Below are 18,325 nucleotides of genomic sequence, written 5' to 3'. Positions count from 1 at the left end.
GCCCAAACATGCTCGACGCAAAAGAACAGCTTCCGAGGGTCGCAAAGCCTGCTCCCGCACGAATCGTGGCAATCGGCGGGTCCGCTGGCGCGCTGCACGCTCTCGGCCAGTTTTTCCGGGCGGCTTCTGCCATGCCTTGCGACATCGCCTTCGTGGTCGTTGTTCATCTGTCGCCGGATTCCGAAAGTCATCTGCCCGAACTGCTTGCAAGGGACACATCCCTGATCGTATCCATGATTGAAGATGGTGCGCCGGTTCTGGCAGGGTGTGTCCACGTCATTCCACCGAAGGTATCGGTGAGCATCTCGCAGGGGGTCTTCAAACTGATGCCGGCGGTGGGGCGCCCAGAAATTCCAATGCCTATCGACCGGCTGTTCTCATCACTGGCAGCGGATCAGCACGAGCGCGCCATCGGGATCGTGCTCACGGGAGCGAATGCCGACGGCTCTGCCGGCCTGCGGGCCATCAAGGCCGAGGGTGGAATGGTGATGGCTCAGACACCCGAATCCGCCGAGCACAGCGCGATGCCAGAGCATGCGATCGCGACAGGACTGGTCGACTATGTGCTTCCAGTGGACAAAATGCCCGCGGCGTTGACCGACTATATCGAGCACCCAGCCGCTCTTAGCCTACCGGCCGCGGAAGACGGGGAACATCCGGCCGATCTGGACCCGGTGCTACGGGCCCTGGCGGTCGCCGGCGCCGACTTCAGAGGATACAAGCGGGGAACGTTGGAAAGACGTATCGCCCGCCGCATGACCGTGAACCGGGTGAACAGCCTGGCCGCTTACTGCGATCTGCTAAAAAACCGGCCCGCGGAAGCAGAGGCGCTGAGTCTGGATATGATGATTGGGGTGACGGAGTTTTTCCGCGATCCGGAAGCGTGGAAAGTGCTGACCGAACGTGTCCTGACGGGCCTCCTTGACGAGCCGGAAGGCGAACAGCCGCTACGCGTCTGGGTGCCGGGATGTGCGACAGGGGAAGAGGCCTATTCGATGGCAATGCTGCTCACTGAAGAGATCGAGAAGCGCAATGGAACGCGAAAATTCATGATTCTCGCGTCCGATGTGAACCGTGCGGCTCTCGCTCGGGCGCGAACCGGTATCTATACGCCCGGTGTCGCGTTGCCCCTTGGCGCGGCACGGTTAGACCGTTTTTTTCAACCGCTGGGCGACGGATATCAGGTCCGGCAGAACCTTCGGGAAACGATTCTCTTCACGCCGCAGAACCTGATCGCCGATCCGCCATTCTCCCGCGTGGACCTCATCAGCTGCCGGAATCTGCTGATCTATCTCGAACCCGAAGCCCAGCGGCGCGTGTTCGAACTGTTCCACTTTTCGCTGAACCCAAAGCGGTATCTGTTTCTCGGACGCTCAGAAAGCACGGATCCGGATTCCGTCCAGTTCCAGGAAATGTCTAAAGCGTGGCGAATTTACCAGCGCAGTCCGGTCACGCCCACCACTGTATCCGGCTACCGCTTTTCGACTCGGACGGTGCGGCGCGAGGAATTCCCGCCCACAAGCCGCCTGGGCGCGAGAAACAAGGGTTACGCGGAGCTGGTGAACGCAACCCTGCTGACTGAACATCGCGCAGCTGCGGTGCTGGTCAATGCCGCGCATCAGGTTCTCTACGTTAGCGGCTCCGCAGACGACTATCTGGGGCAACCGGCGGGGGAGCCGACCGGCAACATTCTCGATATGGCCCGTGAAGGCCTACGTTTGAAGTTACGTATCGTGTTGCGCCGGGCTGTCCAAAGCGAGTCTGGCACCCCCGTCAGCGAGGTGGTGGCGGACGGCGAAGCGCGGGGAGTGAAAATCACCGTCACACGGCCTTTCGATACGGCGCATTCCGGCAAGGCATTGCTCGTCATTTTCTCGCGGTTGCCCGTCATTGACCGGCCCGCGTTGCCAGTCCCAGTGGGCGTCGATTCGGATCTCTGGCATCTGGAGGGCGAACTTCGCACGACCCAGGCCGCCCTTGGCAGCACCATTGAGGAGCTGGAAGAGAGTAACAGCGAGCTAAGGGTATCGAACGAAGAGATTCTTTCGATGAACGAGGAGTTGCGCTCGGCCAACGAGGAGCTCGAGACATCGAAAGAAGAATTGCAGGCGGTCAACGAACAGCTGAACCAGGTCAATGCCCAGCTCGAACACAAGATCGGTCAGGCAGAGGCGCTCACCGAAGACGTCACGAATCTTCTCGCAAGCACGGAGATCGCGACGCTACTGCTTGATAGGCAGGGCGCGATAAAGCGATTTACGCCCAGCGCGGCCCGCTTGTTCGGTCTCGCATTATCCGACACCGGGTTTGCCCTCTCCGAAGTACTGGGTGCGCCTCTCGGCGATACATTGGCGCACGATGTAGAACAGGTGCTTTCTGGTGCGACGGAACATGCGGAGAGGGAAGTTGAAACGGCTACGCGGCAATGGTACGTGCGGCGAGTCACGCCCTATGTCGCGCTTCATGGCCAGACGCCTGCCGGCGCCGTCGTCACATGGACGGACATCACCCACGTCAAGCGCGCCGATGAGCGCTCGCGCCGACTTGCGGCAGTTGTTCAGGATTCCAACGATGCGATAACGGTATTCGACCTGAAGGGCCGTTTCCTTGCATGGAACAGGGCCGCCACTGCCATGTACGGCTATAGCGAGGCGGAGGCGCTGCGCATGTCCGTCTCCGAAATGCTGCCCCGAGGCGCGAGGCAGGATCACCTCGACTTCATCCTGCAGGCCTTGCACAACGAAGCGTTGCATTCCTACGAGACACGGCGCGTCGCCAAGGACGGACGGGTGATCGACATATGGTTGACCATGTCGCTCCTTCTGGACGATTCGGGAAATGCCATGGGGGTTGCGTCGACAGAACGCGATCTCACCAATCGCAGCGTGAGTAGTCGTCGTCTTCTTGAACGTGCGGAGCAGCTTGCACTGGCGGACCGCCGGAAAAACGAATTTCTGGCCATGCTAGGCCATGAGCTACGCAATCCACTTGCAGCGCTGGTTTCTGCAGGTAACCTGCTGGTCTCCGAAGCGGTTGGAGAAACGAAGAAGGCCTGGGCAGCTGGCGTCATACAGCGACAGGTGCGGGCAATGATGCACCTTGTCAACGACATGCTTGATATCACGCGGATCACGAGTGGCAGCATTGAATTGAACCGGCAAACCGTTTTGCTGAAGACAGTTGTCCAGAGTGCCATCGAGGTTTGCCAGCCGATCGTCGATGAACGTCATCACACGCTCTCGGTCTCGCTTCCGGAAGAGCCTGTCTATCTGTACGCTGACTCGACGCGCCTGTCGCAGGTCATTGAGAACATCGTGATTAATGCTGCGAAGTTCACTCCGCCCGGCGGCGCCATACAATTGCGCGCGACCCGGATGGCTGAGCGGCTTTTTCTCAGCATCAAGGACAACGGCAGGGGTATCCCGCCCCAGATGCTCGGCAGTCTCTTCGAAATGTTCGTTCAGGGCCCCGTATCGGGTAACCAGCGGCAGCCCGGGCTCGGCGTTGGACTCTCTGTGGTCAGGCGTCTGGTCGAGTTGCACGGTGGCTCGGTCAGGGCAATCAGTGACGGCAGGACAGGCAGCGAGTTCGTTGTCGATCTGCCACTTGGTGCGACACCCGGCGCGGAGGAAGGTGTTGATGCACCGCCTACCCGCGCCCCGGTGCCTGCAAAGCGGATCCTGATCATCGATGACAACGCCGACGCGAGCGAAGCGCTGGCGATGCTTCTTGCCATCGAAGGTCACGACGTGCAGACCCGCCTGGATGGCATTTCGGGAATCGCTGCAGTCGAGACCTTCAGGCCCGAGGTTGTTCTGCTCGACATCGGACTTCCGGATCAGGATGGTTATGACGTGGCAAGGCAGCTGCGCAAGTCCGCGCCCGGTCGGGACGTCACGCTGATCGCCGTTACGGGATACGGAATGCCAGCGGACCGCATGCGCTCGGCCGAGGCAGGTTTCGACCACCATCTGACCAAGCCCGTTGACCCGGAAAGTTTGTTGCGGTTATTGTCCGAATAGAAGCCCTGCGACGGTCCGTGAAGCACGGTTGTCCGGATCGCCACCCGGTCCCGCTTCCTCAACGGCGACCACTGTACGTCGCGCTTTAAAGTCGCCGGGCACGCACGGACCGATCTGACCACAAGAGATCGTTAAGGAAATCTCGCCTCGGTCACTCAGGTTTCGCACTTTGACTCTTCGCCGAAGGGACGTGAAGGTTGCCGAGCGCAGCGGAGCGATGTGCGCAGTATGCTCGGTATCCGGGAACGGTACTTGCGTAAATTGCGTCAAGCGGAACCGACCGGTTGCCGCTTGTTGGCTAAATGTCGCCTTGGTAGCGCAACGCAGGTCATCGCGCAGCAGACTGCGCAGCGAGGAGGCCATGATCTCGTGGCCCATATGACCGTCCACTCCCGTCGCTCGCGGCTGGCTATTCAATCCAGTCAATCCCCCGATGTCCGAGAAACACACTGGACTACGAGACGCCCGCCGAACAATTCCAGAAGTCTATTGGCCCGGGAGTTGAATCAGCCACTCTGCATCGGCGATCGATCTTCGCATGATGGAAATCCCGCAGTGGCGGGCTTCCACGCATTCGCTGTGCCTGAATCCTGACGGCGGCTCACGAGGCCATTTTTTCCTAAGCCTTCAGCGTGCTTCCGATAGCCGAGTGCATAGACCATCTACATCGCCGGGTCACCATGCGCCGTCGTCCCCTGTGAATAGCCCGGCGATGGAAAGAAACTCGTGTCATTTTCTATCCGCTGCAGTGGCAAGCGTGTCGCCGAATCCTCCACGCGCCCTGGACGCTCTTCGTGCACTCGTTGTCACCCGTGGTGCCGCGCTCCAGGCAATGGTCGTATCCGTCGCGATTAACATGTCGACCAGGGCGACGTCCTCAGAGCATGCGATTGGCGGAAAGCCGCCGGTGCGAAGATATGCTTGGGCGGACACGCCGAGGTTCGCGCCGTGTACGTGGCGATGCCCATCTGAATTCACGTAGGAGCGATAGAAGGCAGCACGCGTGGCCGCATCGTGTTCGCCCCAGTCATCGACGGTGACAACGCCGCATACGGCCTCGGCTTTCAAGGCCAATTGCGCGACCAGCCAGTCCGTGGCGACACGACTGTCTGCATCGGTAAAGGAGAGCCAGCGAGCTCCTTTTTCAAGTAGCACCGAAGCGCCTGCTGCGCGCGCCATCCCTACGTTGCGAGCATCGATGAAGACCGTGGACGCACCATATTCACGGGCAATCAACTCCGACCCGTCAGTGCACCTGTCGAGCACGACTACCACCCCCACCTGCTCACCTTTGAGCCCCGGGTGCTGCGCAGCCAGCCTGCTAGCCCGAAGACAGGCAGGGAGAAGTTTCTCTTCGTTATGTGCAGGAATCACAATGCCGAGCATGCTTCACCTCTACCTCAAAGGAATTGTTCGTGTAGTTCATGCCGTGTCATCTGTCGGGACTTCGAGGAATAACGCCAGCGCACGCACCTGCTCAATAAGGTCCGGCCGGTTATGAGACCACCCACGCCGGAACATCCTGTCAATCACTTCGTAGCGGCTTCCTGCCCTGAGCCTAGGTCCGCGCCAGTGGTGGGATCGACATCGGTGTTTGAGGTGGTACGGGATGCCATCGCCTTCAACACATCGAGGTCGGCTTTCGGCACATTGACTTCTGCTGTGCCGTCTCCGCCATCAACGGCCGGTGTCGGATCTGCTTCAAATTTCCATTCGGGTCCCTCGTTCCACGGGCCTCGCACATCATCGCTCTTGGAAAAATCGAAATAAACGCTGGTATATTTCGGGTCGCCCGGAAGCTTGCCCTGAGGGAAATGCGGCTGGATGGAGTGGAGCGCTTTTTCGAACGACTTCTGATGCGCGATTTCGCGCGTCATCAGGAAGCCCAGTGCATCCTTGATTTCGGCATCGTCGGTGACGCCGATCAGCCGTTCATAAATGATCTTTGCCCGTGCTTCGGCGGCAATGTTCGATCTGAGATCGGCCGTCGGCTCGCCGATGGTGTCGATGTACGCTGCGCTCCATGGAACGCCGGCTGAGTTGGTCAGGGCAGGGCCGCCACCATAGAGGAGCGCAGTTGTGTGAGAGTCGTTTCCTCCGGCGGTGAGCGAGCGATAGAGTTCAGCCTCCTCCTCGACGGCCTCCGCCAGTTGTCCCTTGGCGCCCTTGTTCAACAAGGCGACAAGCGATCCGATCACTTCCAGATGACTGAGCTCCTCGGTGGCGATATCGAAGAGCATGTCCTTGCGGCCAGGGTCGTCTTCAGCGACAGCCTGTGTGAAGTAGCGACAGGCAGCGGCCAGTTCTCCCTGTGGACCGCCGAACTGCTCGAGCGGCAGATTGGCCAGCCCGGGGCTAAGTGCGGCGACGCGGACCGTGTATTGCAGGCGTTTGTTGTGCGCAAACATGACTCACTCCTTTTTGCAGACACGGCGATCCCCATGGCGCGATGGATAGCGCCAGCTGCTGATCAGCGGAGATTGCCCGAGCAGCAGATCGGTCAGCTGACCGAACGGAACCCGGAATCGGGCGCTCGGGTCTCGGGACGAATGCCCCGGCCAGGGATGCGGTGCGAGTGTTCCGCTCCAGATGAAGGCTCGCTTGCCACATCCAGCATGAGGTGTGCCTCGGGGGCAGGCCGATGTCGTGCTGGCGCACCTGAACAGGCTGGCTGCACGGCCTGCGCCTGGACGCAAACGCGGCCGCCGCAGGAAATGTCGCGAGCCAGACGCATCCGGTATCTGTTGAAACGAGGGGGGTGGACAACCCGCGCCATCATTGGCAGGCGCCAGCACGAAAAGCGGTTCAGGTGTCGCGATTTTCCTCACATTCAGCCAGTCTTTACAAAACAGGAGAACAGGTGAGGCGCTCGTGCGATTGTTCGCGTGCGGACCGCCGCCTCCTGAGCGGTGCAGCGAGGGGCCCGCGGTCACGGCTGCACGATTTGATGACAAAAGCGGAATCGCTTTATCGCGGCCTCCAGTTCCCGGCGACGGCCCGGAGCCACTCGGTGCGTTGGTACAACCGGTTCCAACCCCGCCTGTGCGACATCAACATGCCTCGCGGTCACCGCAGAACCGGGCTGGCAATCCTCTTCCGCATTGGCCGCTTGACAACTGCGTCGGAGCCGGCGCGTTGATGGCGCAGACCAGGCTCTGCAAAATAAACCGCCCTGTCTGCAGATCATGCAATCCACAGCGTGATCCGCGGTGGTGTCACAGAAGCATACGATCGCAGCGGCGCCACTCATCCATCGAGCAACGCATTCTGGCCGCATCGGCGCAAGCAGCGCTCTGTGATGCCTTGATAGCCCGAAGCGGTGGGACAGAAATGTCCGCCTACATCGTGTGGGCCGTACTGGATTCGAACCAGTGACCGACCTCTTGAAAGTCCGCTGCGTCACCAGCTGAGCTAACGGCCCGAACTCCTTCCCAGCATTCACCTTGCAGGCGCACTGTCGGCGCGGCCGCTATCCAATATCAATCGTGCGGCTCGCGGGTCGCGACGGCTCCTGTTTTGGCACGGTCAGCGTAAGCACGCCCCTGTCAAACTTTGCGAGCGCGTGTTCGGGATCGGCGTTTTCGGGCATCGGGATCGTGCGCGTGAAGGCCCCGTATGCGCGCTCAAGCCGGTAGCAGCCATCTTCCTCGCTGTGCACATCCTGCTTTTTCTCACCCCGCAACACGAGCGCCCCATCCTCGACGCTGACCGTCAGATCATCCCTTTCCATGCCTGGCAACTCGACAGTCACGCGCAGGACCTTCCCTTCATCGACGACGTCGATGCACGGCTGGAAACGCGATGAGCTGAAGTCACCAAACCACCGATCGAGCGGTCCGCGCGTGGCAAATGGATCGTGAAAGAAGTCCTCCATTGCCTGCCACGGGTCGCGAGAGAACAGTCGCTGAATGTCAGGCCACCCGGCAGGCCATGGTTCGCGGGCCGGTGAGCTTTGCGGACTGTCCACGTCGGGCTTGCGCGCTGAGCCGCGGAGAAATTTGAAAGGGTTCCACTTTTTCGGGTCGGTGCTCATCTTATGCTCCTCGATGATCTGGCAGGAGAACCGCATGTCTGCACGCTCACTGCTCGCTTCTGCTGTCGTCGATTGACTGCGGCGCCGCGGCGCGCCGGGCGTCAGCAGAAGCCCCTCGCGCTGGGCGTAACACGCCAGATGGCAGTCGGCTTGCAGCTGCCACCCCGCGTTGCCCCGAGCGGCGCCGCACACCCATCGCGAAGGCCAACCGGCTTACGAACCGGGCATCCGCCCCCGCTCAGGGGCGGCCCGTGCATCCGCGCCACTTTTGGTCCACGGAGGTCGGCATCACCGTCTCCACAAAGCCGGGCGGTGGCGACCTCTCGGCCGGCACCGGTCTCTCGCGCCGTCGTTGCAGATCTCCCGCGCTCAGTTCTTCCGCACCTCGATCCGTCGCGGCCGCGCCGCGTCGCGACGCGGGATCGTCAGTTTCAGGACACCGTCCTGCAGGTTCGCATCGATCTTCGATGTGTCGAAGTCGGGGCTCAGGGAGAACGCGCGCGCGAAATGCGGTCCACGGATCTCGGCGTGTTGCAGCCGCAGACCTGCGGGAGTTGGCACCACCGCTTCGGCCTCGATATAGAGATTTCCGTCGTGCACCTTCACGTCGAGTTTGCCCTTCGTTACACCCGGCAGGTCCGCCCACAGCGTGATGCCTGGCTGTCTTCAAACACGTCGACTGCCGGTGTGAGTGTCATCCGCCGTGCCGGCTGCTCACCCTCGCGTCGTGCTACCGCTTGCTGGTCGCGTTCGGCGACCTGGGTCTTGTCATGGTTCGCTCCTTGAATGACTGGCATTACTGCACGGTAATGCCCCACGACTTCGACGCTTCGCGCTTGCCCACGCTGATCGACACGCAACCGTTGGTATGGCGCGCCTGTACCTTGTCGGGGTCCGCATTCTGCGGCAGTTCGATCACGCGCCGGAAATTGCCGGTAAAGCGCTGCTGGGCATAGGTGCGGATGTCCTCGCGGTTGGGTCATCATGTCCGGCCTGGGCAGGCTTGCGCTCGCCGCTGATGGTCGGCAGGCCCTTGTCGACCGACACGTCCAGGTTGGCCAGGTTGAGACCGGGCGCGAACGCGACAATTTCGATCGACTCTTCGGTGGTGCCGGTGTTGAGTTGCGGAAAGGCACCGAAGCGGCCTGAGCGGATGCTGGACGGGAAGCCGCCGAACAGGCTGTCCATCTGCCGCTGCAGACGGTCAAACTCACTGAACAGGTCGGTTACGGAAAAGAGATCACTCATCGTATCCTCCTTCGCGCGCAGCGACGAGGCGAACGGGTCTACGCGCTCCAGTTCGCTTGCCACACTGCTGGCAAACAAATCGAAACACGCAGTGCACCGGATGCGGCCGGCGCATCTGCCTGAGCGAAAACAAAGATAGGACCTAAGGCGAAAATTTCAAGGGGAAGTGATGAAGTTCCGGTCCTGAAAACCGTCTGCCGGTCACTATAGTTCGCGATGCATTGCGGCCAGCGGGCGGAGGATCAATATGGAATTTGATTCGGACTGGCTCACATTGGACCGGCACCGTGTTCCGCTGTGCTCCAGCAGGGGCCTTCCGACTGAAACACGGGTCGCGTGGTAGAGGCCGCGAGGCTCGCCATCGACAACAACATAAGGGCGACATGAGTGCGCGAGCGCGCCGGGTTGAGATCATCTTCCCGGACGAACAAACCTTCGATATCGGTCAATTCTGCAACCTCGCACCGACGATGATGAAAAAGACATCGAATACGGGAAGTTGCATATCATCGAAAGAGGCCCTTGGGGACGAGGAGCAAAATCCGTGAATGTGTGATTTGATCGGAGCAAATCGGTGAAAACAGCCCCAGAAAAGGCCCGAGGTTCCCCTTTTCTTCGCGACTGGTAAGAAAACGCAATTGAATGGCCCACCCGCTGGGTACGCAGCACTGGCGACAGTGCGAACACGATAGAGTCCCTGAGGCGACGCGCGCTATGGTATGACACCTGTCGCATCGTGGCTCATCGGTGGGGTGAATGCATCTTGTGGGGCCTAGCTCGAGCGCCGCTGATACTTGAAAAATTCCCACATGACGGCGGCGGAGTCGGGTCCCTTCGATGAGTGAAAGGCCACCTTATCGTCGCCGCCGGCCCATGAATGGCCGAGCCCACGCACAATCGATGTCTTCACGACCCGCCGGCCATTCTTGAAATAGTCACTCACGACGCCGTCCTGGCGCTTCTCCTCACGTGCGTCGCCTGCGCGGCGATTCCCGGCAGCATCAATGAAGCCGTTGAGCCGGAGGAACTGCTGCGTCAATTGTTCGGCGTTGACTGATGTCACCACTGAGTCCAGTTCACCATGCACGATGATCGCCGGCATGCCCGGATATTCCCGGACATCGACGACGGCGTCGATCAGCGCGACGGGGTCGCTGCGGCTGCCCCGGCGCATGGCATCGAGCGCGGTGGTGGCGGAGCGCGCGTTACCGAACACCACACCGGAGTGCAGGCCGACCGCTGCGAATACACGCGGATAGCGCACGGCCAGTATCGCCGCGAGTCCCGCGCCTGCGGACATTCCCGCGAGATAGATGCGCTCGGCGTCGAGATCGTGCTGTTCGACAATGGCGTTGACCAGCGACACAACCGATGCAGCCTCGCCGCCGCCTGCGCGGGTCAAATCGTCATGCCAGCGCCAACAGCGCAGCGCGTGATCGTGCTTCGACTGCTCGGGATAGAGCACCGCGAATCCGTACTTGTCGGCGAGCAGATTCATCCGCGTGCCTCGCGCAAAATCGTCGGCGTTCTGCTTGCAGCCGTGCAGCATGACGACGAGTGGCAAGCGCTCGAGGCCGGTCTTTGGCGGCGTGTAGAGGGCATACGAAATGTGATTGACGAAGCGGCCGGCCATAGGCGGCGCCGAGTGGTACGACCGGGCCCACTTCCCGCGCGCCCACGCAGACGCTCGCGGACGCTCGCGCGATTCGCGCGTCGCAGGGCGCGTTCCGGCACGCGGCGTAGCTGCCTTGGTGGCTGCGCCCGGCTTCGGTTTCGCTTTAGCGGTCCTGGTGCGCGCAGGCCTCGTCGGCGCGCGGGGCTTGGGTACGCGAATCGGTTCCACCTGACTGGTGACCATGTGTCTCAAACCGCTCAGCCAGAGCTTGATCAGGCTTTTCGACATTCCGCGGACTCCTCCAGGAACATGCATCCGGATGGCGCGAGCAAGGAAAATCGCGCCGCATTGCGCAACGGTACATAGCAGACCAGCTGTGTTTAAGAGTGAGGCGCTTCCAAACAGGCCGTCTTGCAGCGCAACACTCGTACCTGTCGCTTTCCGATGGCTCATCGCAGACGTGCTTGATCTGACTACGACGCTGGTGGATGCGTCCCGTATCGGGTAGCTGCAGGTACCTAGCTCCAGAACTTCGTATCCCTTGGCGGCAGACCGCTCGAAGCGGTCGCGCCGAACCGGGCGGACAATCCCTCTCTCTGGAACGGCGGTTGCTACTACTGGCCCGTTGGTCGGGTGTGATCATCAGGGACGCGCTACCCGCGCCTCCGCTGAAGGCGAGCCGTGAGAAACATCACAGGGGCCAGCCCGATCTTTTCGTTTATAAGCTGCAAGTTTTAACGAATGCTTGCGGCGAGATCAGTTTCGAGACCAGACACCGGGACTTCGCATGAAAACCCTATATCGTTGCTCACATGATGTCCTCGCTCGACGGCCGCAGCCTGCTGGAGGGCTGGAACCTCGACTACGCTGCTGATTTGTATGAAAGCACCGCGGCTAGCTTCGACGCTGACGGCTGGATATGCGGGCGCGCGACCATGCAGGAAATTTCTGGAGGCTCGGAGTACCGGAGAGGCCTCGCCACAGGCCCGGTGCTCCGCGCTGATCACTTCGTCGAACGCAACGCGCATCAATACGCGATTTCAATTGATCCGCAGGGCCGGGTGTCATGGAAGAGCAACACGACGCTTGAGTCGCACGTGATCGAAGTGCTGACCGAACAGGTCACCGACGATTATCTCGCTTATCTTCAATCGATCGGCATCTCGTATGTGTTCGGCGGCAAGTCAGAGCTCGACCTTGACAAGGTGGTGAAAACGCTTGCGGCCGAACTCGGCTTGAAGAAGCTGATTGTGGAAGGTGGATCGCATGTGAGCGGTTCGTTCGTGAATGCGGGCCTTGTGGACGAGGTGAGTGTATTGATTCTCCCCCTCGTAGATGGCCGCCGTGAACATCCTTCATCGTTCGAGGTAGCGATGGACGAGTGGCAAGCGCCAGCGCATCTGAAGCTGGTGTCTTTTGAAAAAGTGGATCACGACGGGGTCTGGCTGCGCTATAAGAAAGCGTAAAAAGCGCGCGGCCAGGTGCTCTGTGCAGGCCCTCGGCCACACGCTTTGCTTTTTTTGATGCGGCCAACACGACCGCGTTGGATCCATCGTTCGCCATCAACGCGTGCGGCATCATGGACGATACCCCTTGCAGGAAGGATGGTCGTTATCCACAATTTTGGTGGATAACCCTGTGGAGAAAGTCAGGCTCCTGAGATGAAAGCCAATGAACGAACAGAAGAGCTGGTCCTACGCTGAGATCTACGCATTGCATGCGCCAGAGGTGGAGTGCCTGGCAAAGGTGCAACGCGTGCACGCCGTATGAGTTCGGTGTGAAAGTGTCGATCACGACAACCCACAAGGAAGGCCTGGTCGTTGGCGTGCGCTCGATGCCGGGTAATCCGTACGATGGCCACACTCTTGCAGAAGCGCTGGAGGAGGCGGCAATCCTGAGCGATGTCGCGCAGAAATCGCCCTCGTGGACCGTGGGTACAAGGGCGTAGACATCGAAGGTGCAAAGATCTACCGCCCGGGGCTGCGGCGAGGTATCACGCGGGGGCTACGGGCGATGATCAGACGGCGCAGTGCGATCGAGCCGGCCATTGGCCGAATACGTGTGGGATTCAGAAGCTGACGCGCGGGAATTCCTGAACACGCCTCATCCACTGCTCGACGGCCGCACCCCGCTTGATGTCTCGATGACCGAGCTGGGTGCCAGGCGCGTGGAAGAGCTGCTCTGGAAGCTGTTTTATGGAATTCCAGCCTGATGCGGATCTATCGCATTGCGGACGGCCGCCACCCCGTCTGGGATGGAACGGGGGCACAGCTGATCGGTGGCCGGTTCAACAGTCCGGGCCGCGCCGTCATTTATGGGGCGACCACGTTCGCCGCAGCAATGCTCGAGGTGCTGGTCCACGCGCGCATAGGCAAGGTGCCGCAGGCCCACGTCGTCGTCACGGCTGAAGCACCCCACGACATTCCGGTGGAGCGAGCGGATGAAACCCTGCTTCCGGCCGGATGGGACGGGGCGAACATCCAGATCGCCCGGGAGTTTGGTGATCGCTGGATTGCAGAAGGACCTATCCGTCATTTTGTGGGCGGGGCATATCATGAAGGATCAAAGTCATGGATATGCCGATGAAGAAGAAACGAACGGTGGCGTCGCGGGCAGCGGCCCGAGGGCCGCTGCCTGCCCCGGTAACTCCGCTAACCGCCTCGCACACAAAAATGCGGACAGGTTCTTGCAGAACGCCGCACCGCAATACTGCTGGTGCCGTCAGTTGTCGCGCGCGAAGAGTGGAATGTTCTGGTTAACCCGGCACACCCGCTCGCTGCGGGCATCGTCGTCGGTGAGTCGCGACCAGTCGTTTGGGACGAGCGGCTTTTTCGCGGCTCTGACGAGTGAGACAGCCGGAGGTGCCAGTCGCTCGCCCAGGCACAATCGCCAGAGATCACGCGAGAGACCCGCGTCTGACGCTCACGCGCATCTGTCTTTCGGCTTTCAACGGTTCTCCTTCAGTAGGGCGCTCATGTCGATGACTACCTGCGTGCCTGCTTCCATCGCTGCCTCTTCCGAGGCATAGGTGATCCCGGGGCTATGCTCCGTCTCGGTTGCATCATCCCCCGTGCGCACCCTATGAACGATTTCGAACGTCCATCCATTCGTTACCCTCACCGTTCGAAGGCGATACGTGTGGTGGCCATGTACGAATTCTCTTTTCGGCATCACGGGCTCCCGGATTGCGCTGGCTGCGTCTTGCGCGGGTGGGCGGATTCTGCGCGTGCGCAAATCCCATACCGGAAAGCGTCGGACAGCGTGAGGCCAAAAAAAGCGGCGCCCAGTCGACGGTGCGCCGTTAAAAGGAGTTTTCCAATTTGCCGGGGCTCGCACCCGGCAAATGAAATCGTAATCAGCGCGCCCCGCGCTCGTCACGCGCGAGACCTAGCGAAATTTCGCCAGCCCAGCGGCGTCCTCTGGCGACTTGCTATTTTCATATTCGCCAGTTCTAATTTGCTCGAATCGCGCACAGCGGTTCGCCAAGTACCACGTGTGTTCATCGGCCCGCAAGCGGGCCGATTTTTTTGTGCGCCCAGAGAAGCGCAACTGCACGAGGGCGACCGGGTGTAGCGAGGAAGCGTGGAGCGTAAGCCGCGAGTCGATTAACAAAGAACCGCATATGAGGCGCCGCGGAGCAGGGCGAGCGGGCCAAAAACCGCGAAGCTCTCGTGACCACGGCGAAGTGGCGTAGATGCGGTGGTTGTGCGGTGAAGGAGTGTGTTCTTACCTGGGGAGGCCTTGCCTCATGCCTGAAAGGGCAACGGCGTCGAGCCGGAGCGAGGAGTTAGCAGAGGCCGTAGTAGTCACAGGACAGGTTGATGAGACTGAAGCTGGTGATGAAGGGCCGAACGGGAGGGAGGGTCCAGCGTCATGTCGATGCGACAGGTATTGCGTCAGATGCCCGTGCAAGCGGGAGTCACGCGCGGTGAAGCTGGCCCCTATGCCTGTGAGCGACGAAGCCCGCGGCACGCGACATGAGCAGCATTTCTTGGGCCGCTCGCAGCATTTCTTGTGCCACTCGGCCCCGTGCAGCCTCGCGCGCGAGACACGCGCTACGGCTCCGAAATGACTGACCCGCCAGGGGCCGTGCGCGCGCCACCGACGCGAGATCGTGGTGCTGTCCAGTTGGCTTTCCTGGTTTTCCTGGAAAGGTTACTCTGCAGGGCGGCGACTAGGTCGCATTGGTATTTCAGGACGGCAGAATGGGGAATTTCAGCTCGGGGTGCGCGAAGGCGGCCCACCGCGCAATCAAGCTGGCTTGTGGCGACTGACCTGCTTTCTGAACCCCGCGATCTGTCCCGCTTCGAGCCCCCGCGTCAACTGATGGCTTGGCGTGAAGAGTTGTCGCGATACGCTAGGAGGAAGTTGATTAATGGTATGGATTCCTACATGAGCAACGAATAGAACTGTCAGGCAGCAGTTCGCATGATGTCGTCCGGTATCATTTGCCTTCTTTTGATCATGTGCATCTATATGAACGCGTCCCGTTTGCGCGAGTTTTCGTGTGTTCTGACAGACAGAATGGGCTGCAGATTATATTCGGCCTTGTTGCAGCGGATACTACCGCTGCGGGCCACTATGAAATCCGCTGACTCGTGCCTCATTCATCTCACGAGCTCAAAGCTCCTATGCACATTCAGGTTTAACGAGTCCCGGTCCTACCTGGCTTGTCATCGCATACGATTTCCTACGCAACCCTTCGACTATCACCTTGTGTAAAAGTTAGTCTCTTTCGTAATACCAACCGTTTCTCATGCCGGCTTCACGCTGACATACCCCTTCTGGTACTGCCGCTCATGCGCCAGGACCGCCCAGGTCATTCTCGCCATCTTGTTGGCGAGGGCCACGATCACCACATTCACTGGCCGTCGTTTTCTGATCTGTTCGACCCACGGACCCGGTTCCTTTGCGTGAGTCAGCACGCTGCGCGCACCGTGAATTAGCAGCGTGCGCAGATACGTATCTCCACGTTTGCTAATACCCAGCAGGTTCACCTTGCCACCCGAGCCCGCCTGCTTCGGTACAAGCCCAATCCAGGCGGCAAACTCCCGTCCTGATCTAAAGGCCTTCGCATCGCCCATCGTCGCAACCGCCGCTGTCGCCGTAAGTACGCCGACACCCGGAATCGCGGTAATAGCGTTGACCGCCCGGTCTTCCTTCATCCACTGACGTAACCGTCGCTCGATTTCAGCAATCTGCTCATCCAGCTTGGTCAATCCGTTCCACTGCTCGCGCAACGTATCGATCAGGACCGCCGGCAGACGCTCTGCAACCCTCGCCAGCACGGATGGTATTGCTTTGTCCAGCGCCGAACGGTTTTTGCCCATCACTTCGCCGTATTCGGTCAGCAAGCCACGCAGACTGTTGATCTGCATCGTGCGGAACTTAACCAACTGCTGCCGCATTCGGTGCAGCGCCAACACCGCCTGCTGTGCTTCAGTCTTGACCGCGATCGGCCTGCCAGGTTGCTGTACGGCCAGCCAGATCGCCCGGGCGTCCGCCGCATCGTTCTTGTTGCGGATGTTGAACGCCTTGGCAAACTCCGCGGGGATCAGTCTTACCTGGTGTCCCATCCTGTTCAGCGCTCGTGCCCAGTGCTGCGCACAACCACACGCTTCCATGCCAATCAGGCACGGCGCACGGTTCGCGAAATACTCAAGGAACTTTGCCCGCTTGATCGGTTTGTTCACGATCTCACCGGTTTCTGGATCCACGTAGTGCACCTAAAAGACGCTTTTCGCGATGTCGATTCCAACGGGTGTAAGCGGCATGACGGATCCTCTTGTTTACCTGAGAAGACTTCAATGATCTTCCAACTTCGGCACTTGATGCCGTCGGCCCGTGAGGGTTCACCTTCAGATCCCTTTCAGCGCTCACGGGTGGGACGCGTTCATTTCATTCGTCTCGACTCCAGCTACGATAAAGCGAGCGCAGCGAAAGTACCTGAAGCCCATCAAAGGCCCGATTTGGCGTGTGATAGCCCGATGATTCTGCTCGACGATCTGGCTGAGATACCTGAACTGCTGGATCTTGTGAACGTTCGCGTTCAGCGTTGATGGTCTGCAGGACGGCCAGATTTGCCCCGGTTTTGTCCATGGTCGCGCTCTCAGGGACATACCGGTCCGATCGATCGCTTGCTGGAAATAGCGGCGCGCGGCCTGGATCTTACTCCCGCACCCTTGACGCGGCCATGACGATATTGGAATGGCCCAAGACTCCGCGCGCACGGTGTAATTCCGGACCGAGCTAAACACGGTTCGCCGCCGAAGGATGGTAGCCTGCGCTGTGGAAGCTTCAAACTGACTCTAAGATCGCAGCGATTCGGGTGGGAGACGGTGTGCTTTAAACAGCGTCTATTCCAGGCTGCGATGAATGACAGGGTTGTTGTCCGGCTGCGGGAGCATCTATATTTCCCCGACGCCGACTTGTAATCAAAGGTACGTTTTATGGCTGCTGAGAGTATCGAAGAGCGTATTCGAGCCAAAGCTTATGCGCTTTGGCAGGAGGACGGCCGTATGGAGGGTTGCGCCGACGAGTACTGGCGAAAAGCGCGAGCTCTGGTGGAAGCGGAAATCGCAGAGGAGCAACGACGAAGCGCGGCCGGCAGCGATACTGCCTGACGGTCACCAAACTGGTGCGCCGGAATGGCCGGCGCGCGGAAAGTGCGATTCTGCAAGGCGTGTCCGCACTTGAGGTATACGCGGGTCTTTTCCGTTTCACCGTGATTATCCTCGGTGGTCGGCACTGCAGCTTGCGTCTTCAGTCCTCGCACAACCACGGGATGGCAAGCGGAAGGAACGCCGTAAGCGCGTTCCGTAGCGGGAGCCGCCGAGGATTAAGCCCGAGGCGGCGTTCAGGAGTGCCTGCCTGGAAAGTTTCATGGCAGGTAGCCTGTGCGCCAGATGTCGGAGCACTCCTCGAGTGGCAGGAATGCGGCAGCAACGAGACAAGGTGGCGAGTGTGACCCGAGTCTTCCACCACACTGAAGGACAAGCCTCGCGCGTCAAGCGATCTCTGCCTTCACGAGCCTCCATGAATGTCCGGGTCGTTCCATCGGAAAACAGTACCGCGACCCGTTTGTCCGTCGTCAATACTGCGTGGGCCGCGCCGAATTTGCGCCGTGTCTCCGTGGCCGAAGCGTGGCTGCCTGCTGGGGCGGCGCGGCGGCTCTATCTCGTCAGGTGCGCTTCCTTGCGCCTCGCGCATTGCCTCGAGCGGGTTCAGGCAGTTGCCACCGGTGCCGCAGCGCTCGAAACCCTGCGCATCACAGAAATACTCGAGTATCACGCGCCATCGGCAGCCGCCGGTTTGCGCGTAGTCGATCATCTGATGGAGGGTATCGCGATCGCGCGTCGCAAGCTGCGCGTAGCGGTCGACCGCAGCATCAATCGCGCTGTACTCACC

Annotated in this window: 10 protein-coding genes and 6 pseudogenes; 7 read left to right on the top strand and 9 right to left on the bottom strand. The window is 60.3% G+C overall.

Annotation, left to right across the window (positions count from 1 at the left end):
- Positions 1 to 8: 8 nt before the first annotated feature.
- On the top strand, positions 9 to 4,022 hold the full coding sequence (locus L0U84_RS10150; RefSeq protein WP_233849626.1) for a CheR family methyltransferase: 4,014 nt from the start codon (positions 9 to 11) through the stop codon (positions 4,020 to 4,022).
- 729 nt (positions 4,023 to 4,751) lie between these two features.
- On the opposite strand, the gene L0U84_RS10145 is transcribed toward L0U84_RS10150, so the two are convergent.
- The 6 genes and pseudogenes from L0U84_RS10145 to L0U84_RS10120 all read right to left on the bottom strand — a co-directional run bounded on the left by L0U84_RS10145 (position 4,752) and on the right by L0U84_RS10120 (position 11,206).
- The gene (locus L0U84_RS10145; RefSeq protein ID WP_233849624.1) at positions 4,752 to 5,408 is read right to left on the bottom strand and encodes a glycosyltransferase; all 657 of its coding nucleotides are present in this window, start codon (positions 5,406 to 5,408) and stop codon (positions 4,752 to 4,754) included.
- Positions 5,409 to 5,551: 143 nt separating this feature from the next.
- Positions 5,552 to 6,430, bottom strand: a complete 879-nt coding sequence (locus tag L0U84_RS10140; protein ID WP_233849622.1) for a manganese catalase family protein — start codon at positions 6,428 to 6,430, stop codon at positions 5,552 to 5,554.
- 1,061 nt (positions 6,431 to 7,491) lie between these two features.
- Positions 7,492 to 8,055, bottom strand: coding sequence for an Hsp20/alpha crystallin family protein (locus L0U84_RS10135; RefSeq protein WP_233849620.1), 564 nt, complete (start codon positions 8,053 to 8,055; stop codon positions 7,492 to 7,494).
- A gap of 369 nt (positions 8,056 to 8,424) precedes the next feature.
- Positions 8,425 to 8,852 (bottom strand): annotated as a pseudogene (locus tag L0U84_RS10130) (Hsp20/alpha crystallin family protein).
- A pseudogene (locus L0U84_RS10125) lies at positions 8,852 to 9,303 on the bottom strand (Hsp20/alpha crystallin family protein). Before L0U84_RS10125 ends, L0U84_RS10130 begins: the two co-directional pseudogenes overlap by 1 nt.
- A 772-nt stretch (positions 9,304 to 10,075) precedes the next feature.
- The gene (locus L0U84_RS10120; RefSeq protein ID WP_233849618.1) at positions 10,076 to 11,206 is read right to left on the bottom strand and encodes an extracellular catalytic domain type 1 short-chain-length polyhydroxyalkanoate depolymerase; all 1,131 of its coding nucleotides are present in this window, start codon (positions 11,204 to 11,206) and stop codon (positions 10,076 to 10,078) included.
- 512 nt (positions 11,207 to 11,718) lie between these two features.
- On the opposite strand from L0U84_RS10120, the gene L0U84_RS10115 reads away from it, so the two are divergent.
- From L0U84_RS10115 to L0U84_RS10095, 5 genes and pseudogenes are all read left to right on the top strand, one after another.
- Complete coding sequence (locus tag L0U84_RS10115; protein ID WP_326491186.1) at positions 11,719 to 12,384, top strand: RibD family protein; 666 nt, start codon at positions 11,719 to 11,721, stop codon at positions 12,382 to 12,384.
- Positions 12,385 to 12,622: 238 nt separating this feature from the next.
- Positions 12,623 to 12,979 (top strand): annotated as a pseudogene (locus tag L0U84_RS10110) (transposase); the annotation flags it as partial.
- Positions 12,969 to 13,130 (top strand): annotated as a pseudogene (locus tag L0U84_RS10105) (antitoxin Xre/MbcA/ParS toxin-binding domain-containing protein); the annotation flags it as partial. The pseudogenes L0U84_RS10110 and L0U84_RS10105, both read left to right, overlap by 11 nt.
- Entirely contained in the window at positions 13,130 to 13,504 is a 375-nt protein-coding gene (locus L0U84_RS10100) for an RES family NAD+ phosphorylase (protein WP_442793989.1), read from the top strand. The pseudogene L0U84_RS10105 and the gene L0U84_RS10100, both read left to right, overlap by 1 nt.
- A gap of 99 nt (positions 13,505 to 13,603) precedes the next feature.
- Positions 13,604 to 13,768: pseudogene (locus tag L0U84_RS10095) on the top strand (RES family NAD+ phosphorylase); the annotation flags it as partial.
- A gap of 1,904 nt (positions 13,769 to 15,672) precedes the next feature.
- On the opposite strand, the gene L0U84_RS10090 reads toward L0U84_RS10095, so the two are convergent.
- Positions 15,673 to 16,644, bottom strand: a complete 972-nt coding sequence (locus L0U84_RS10090; RefSeq protein WP_233849615.1) for an IS110 family transposase — start codon at positions 16,642 to 16,644, stop codon at positions 15,673 to 15,675.
- A gap of 168 nt (positions 16,645 to 16,812) precedes the next feature.
- A pseudogene (locus tag L0U84_RS10085) lies at positions 16,813 to 17,079 on the bottom strand (DDE-type integrase/transposase/recombinase); the annotation flags it as partial.
- Between the two features lie 288 nt (positions 17,080 to 17,367).
- Between L0U84_RS10085 and L0U84_RS43795 the strand changes: the two are divergent.
- Positions 17,368 to 17,541: a DUF2934 domain-containing protein gene (locus tag L0U84_RS43795; protein WP_267939541.1), complete on the top strand. Its 174-nt coding sequence runs from the start codon at positions 17,368 to 17,370 to the stop codon at positions 17,539 to 17,541.
- A gap of 400 nt (positions 17,542 to 17,941) precedes the next feature.
- Here L0U84_RS43795 and L0U84_RS10080 read toward each other — a convergent pair whose 3' ends face one another.
- Positions 17,942 to 18,247 (bottom strand): RecQ family zinc-binding domain-containing protein, encoded by a 306-nt coding sequence (locus L0U84_RS10080; RefSeq protein ID WP_233851997.1) that lies wholly within the window; start codon positions 18,245 to 18,247, stop codon positions 17,942 to 17,944.
- Between the last annotated feature and the right edge of the window lie 78 nt (positions 18,248 to 18,325).

The sequence above is a fragment of the Paraburkholderia sp. HD33-4 genome (assembly GCF_021390635.1).
In the GTDB taxonomy this organism is placed as follows: domain Bacteria; phylum Pseudomonadota; class Gammaproteobacteria; order Burkholderiales; family Burkholderiaceae; genus Paraburkholderia.
The sequence above is the reverse complement of the archived record's forward strand: the minus strand, read 5'-3'. Positions and strand labels throughout refer to the sequence as shown.